We start from the raw sequence: 3,362 nt of genomic DNA on the forward strand, positions 1-3,362 counted from the left end.
GGCGGCAGGCGGACCGAGCCGTCCGCCTCCTGGCCGTTCTCGAGGACCGCGATCAGCGTGCGCCCGACCGCGAGGCCCGAGCCGTTCAGCGTATGGACGAACTCCGGCCGCGCGCCCTCGCCGCGGCGGAAGCGGGCGTTCATCCGCCGGGCCTGGAAGTCGCCGCAGACCGAGACCGACGAGATCTCGCGATAGGTCCCCTGGCCGGGCAGCCAGACCTCGAGGTCGTGCGTGCGCCGGGCGCCGAAGCCCATGTCGCCGGTCGAGAGCACCACGGTGCGATAGGGAAGCTCGAGGGATTCCAGGATGTTCTGCGCGCATTCCGTCATGCGTTCGAGCTCGGCGCTGCTGTCCTCGGGCCGGGTGATCGAGACCATCTCCACCTTCTCGAACTGGTGCTGGCGCAGCATCCCGGCGGTGTCCTTGCCGGCGGAGCCCGCCTCGGAGCGGAAGCACTGGGTGTGGGCGGTCATGCGGATCGGGAGCTCCGCCTCGTCGAGGATCTGCCCGGCGACGAGGTTGGTGAGCGTGACCTCGGAGGTCGGGATCAGCCACCAGCCGTTGGTGGTGCGGTAGCTGTCCTCGGCGAACTTCGGCAGCTGGCCGGTGCCGAGCATCGCCTCGTCGCGCACCAGGACCGGGGTCCAGACCTCGGTGAGGCCGTGCTTCTCGGTGTGGGTGTCGAGCATGAACTGGGCGAGCGCCCGGTGCAGGCGGATCATCGCCCCCCTCATCACCACGAAGCGGGCGCCGGAGAGCCGCCCCGCCGCCTCGAAGTCGAGCCCGGCCTTGGCGGCCGGAATCTGGTAGTGCTCGAGCGGCGGGAAGGAGAAGTCCCGCGGGGTGCCCCAGCGGTGGATCTCGACGTTGGCCGTTTCGTCGGGGCCGTCCGGCACGTCGGGAAGGGGCTGGTTGGGGATGGTGAGCAGGAGGTCGCGCAGGCGCTGGTCGGCCTCGCCCGCCTCGGCCTCGAGGCGGGCGATCTCGTCCTTCTTGTCGGCGACGAGCGTGCGTAGGCGCTCGAACTCGGCCTCGTCGCCGCGCGCCCTGGCGGCGCCGACGGCCTTGCTGGCGGCGTTGCGGTCGGCGAGCGCGGTCTCGGCGGCGGCGATGCGGGCGCGGCGGGCCTCGTCGAGGGCGAGGATCTCGGGCGAGGCCGGCGGCAGGCCGCGGCGGGCGAGGGAGGCGTCGAAGGCGGCGGGGGCGTCGCGGATCAGGCGGATATCGTGCATATGGGCCTCGCAAGCGTGCGGGCGGAGTTATGGACGACAAGGGGCCGGAAGGAAAGGGATTCCGCCCGGCTGGAAGGTGGCTGGAATCGGGCTGGAATCCGGCCAGCTTTTTCGGCTCGCCGCCTCAGAGCGGCACGCCGTCGGCGAGGTCCCGGAGGAGCTCGGCGCTGGCGCGGAGGGCGGCGTGCTCGGCGGGGTCGAGCTCGGGCAGGAGGTCGGCGAGGACGCCGGCGCGGCCGACGACGCGCGGGACCGAGAGGGCGACGTCGGTGACGCCCTCGATCTCGGGGGTGGCGATCGAGACGGAGAAGACGGCGCGCTCGTCGCGGGCGATGGCGGAGGCGACGCGGGCGAGGCCGGCGCCGATGCCGTACCAGGTGGCGCCCTTGCCCTCGATGATGGTGTAGGCGGCGCGGCGGACGCCGGCGTCGATCGTCTCGCGGACGGCGGCGGTGATCGGGGCGCCGACCTGGGCGGCGAAGGAGGCGAGCGCCACGCCGCCGGCGCGGGCGGAGGACCAGGCGAGGACCTCGCTGTCGCCATGCTCGCCGAGGACGTAGGCGTGCACCGACTGCGGGGCGATGCCGAGATACTGGCCGAGGAGCCAGCGGAAGCGCGCCGTGTCGAGGATGGTGCCGGAGCCGATGACGCGCGCGGGCGGCAGGCCGGAGAGGCGGGTCGCCACCTGGGTCATGACGTCGACGGGGTTGGAGGCGACGAGGAGGATGGCGTCGGGGGCGGCGTCGAGGATGCGGGTGATGACGGCGCGGAAGACCTCGGCGTTGCGGCCGAGGAGGTCGAGGCGGGTCTCGCCCGGCTCCTGCGGCACGCCGGCGGCGATGATGACGATGCCCGCCCCGGCAAGGTCGCGCCAGTCGCCGGCGGCGACGCGGGTCGCCGAGGCGAAGGGGACGGCGTGGGCGATGTCCTCGGCCTGGGCGCGGGCGAGCGCCGGGTCGTGGTCGAGCAGGATGATCTCGGTGGCGGTTCCGGTGAGGGCCATGGCGTAGGCCGTGGCGCTGCCCACCTGGCCGGTTCCGACGACGCCGATCTTCATTGCTTCGCTCCCGGAAACAGTGCGTGGCCGCGCGGCGGCTGGTTGCCGGCGGTGCCGTCACGATATGATGGCGGAACCATCCTGTGGAGATGCGCCCATGTCCTTTCGTCCCGTCGTGTCGCAGAGCCGCGCCCAGCCCACCCTGGAGGGGGCGGGCGTCCACCTGCACCGGGTCTTCGGCTTCGGGGATCCGGGGGAGAGCGATCCCTTCCTGCTGCTCGACGACTTCCGCAACGACGATCCGGCCGCCTATGCCGCGGGCTTTCCCTGGCATCCGCACCGCGGGATCGAGACGATCACCTACGTCCTCGACGGGTCGGTGGAACATTCCGACTCGCTCGGCAACCGCGGCGTGCTCGGGCCGGGGTCGGTGCAGTGGATGACCGCGGGTTCGGGGATCCTGCACCAGGAGATGCCGCGCGGTGCCGCCTCCGGGCGGATGCACGGCTTCCAGCTCTGGGCCAACCTGCCCTCGTCGCTGAAGATGACGAGCCCGCGCTACCAGGACATCCAGGGTAGCGACATCACCGAGGTCGTGGATGACGACGGGACGGTGGTGAAGATCATCATCGGCAGCTTCTGGGGCCGGAAGGGTCCGGTGGACGGGATCGCGGCCGAGCCGCTCTATCTCGACGTCGCCGTGCCGGCGGGGGTGAGGAAAACGCTGCCGGTCGACACCCGCGCCAACGCCTTCGCCTATGTCTTCCAGGGCTCGGGCCGCTTCCGCGACGCCGCGGCGCCCGAGGGCGTGCGGGTGGAGAAGGAGTTCCAGGGCCAGGAGCTCAACATCCGCGACCTCTCCGGCAACCGGACGCTGGTGCGCTTCGGTTCGGGCGACGAGGTGACGGTGCAGGCGGGGCCGGAGGGGGTGCGGTTCCTCCTCGTCGCCGGCCGGCCGCTGAAGGAACCCGTCGCCTGGCACGGCCCGATCGTGATGAACACCCGCGACGAGCTGGTGCAGGCGATGCGCGAGCTGCAGAACGGCACCTTCATCAAGGCCTCGGCCTGAGCGCCGACCTGCAGGGGAATCGCATTTGAAGAATAGGGGTTCCATGTTGGTTTGATCTGGATTC

The 3,362-nt window shown here is 71.9% G+C and carries 3 protein-coding genes; 1 reads left to right on the forward strand and 2 read right to left on the reverse strand.

What is annotated here, in order from left to right; genetic code table 11:
* Positions 1-1,232: serine--tRNA ligase (gene serS, locus Q0112_RS11480; protein WP_297975421.1), on the reverse strand; the 1,232-nt coding region annotated here is incomplete at its 3' end.
* Positions 1,233-1,356: 124 nt separating this feature from the next.
* Positions 1,357-2,289 (reverse strand): L-lactate dehydrogenase, encoded by a 933-nt coding sequence (locus Q0112_RS11485; RefSeq protein WP_297975423.1) that lies wholly within the window; start codon positions 2,287-2,289, stop codon positions 1,357-1,359.
* 97 nt (positions 2,290-2,386) lie between these two features.
* Here Q0112_RS11485 and Q0112_RS11490 point away from each other — a divergent pair, with 97 nt between their 5' ends.
* Positions 2,387-3,298 (forward strand): pirin family protein, encoded by a 912-nt coding sequence (locus tag Q0112_RS11490; protein ID WP_297975425.1) that lies wholly within the window; start codon positions 2,387-2,389, stop codon positions 3,296-3,298.
* Positions 3,299-3,362: the final 64 nt, after the last annotated feature.

The sequence above is a fragment of the uncultured Amaricoccus sp. genome, from assembly GCF_937858865.1.
Lineage (GTDB): Bacteria > Pseudomonadota > Alphaproteobacteria > Rhodobacterales > Rhodobacteraceae > Amaricoccus.

What these genes read in the sequence shown, in the direction of transcription:
- Q0112_RS11490 (WP_297975425.1), top strand. Translation starts at nt 2,387, where the DNA reads ATGTCCTTTCGTCCCGTCGTGTCGCAGAGCCGCGCCCAGCCCACCCTG.
- Q0112_RS11485 (WP_297975423.1), bottom strand. Translation starts at nt 2,289, where the DNA reads ATGAAGATCGGCGTCGTCGGAACCGGCCAGGTGGGCAGCGCCACGGCC.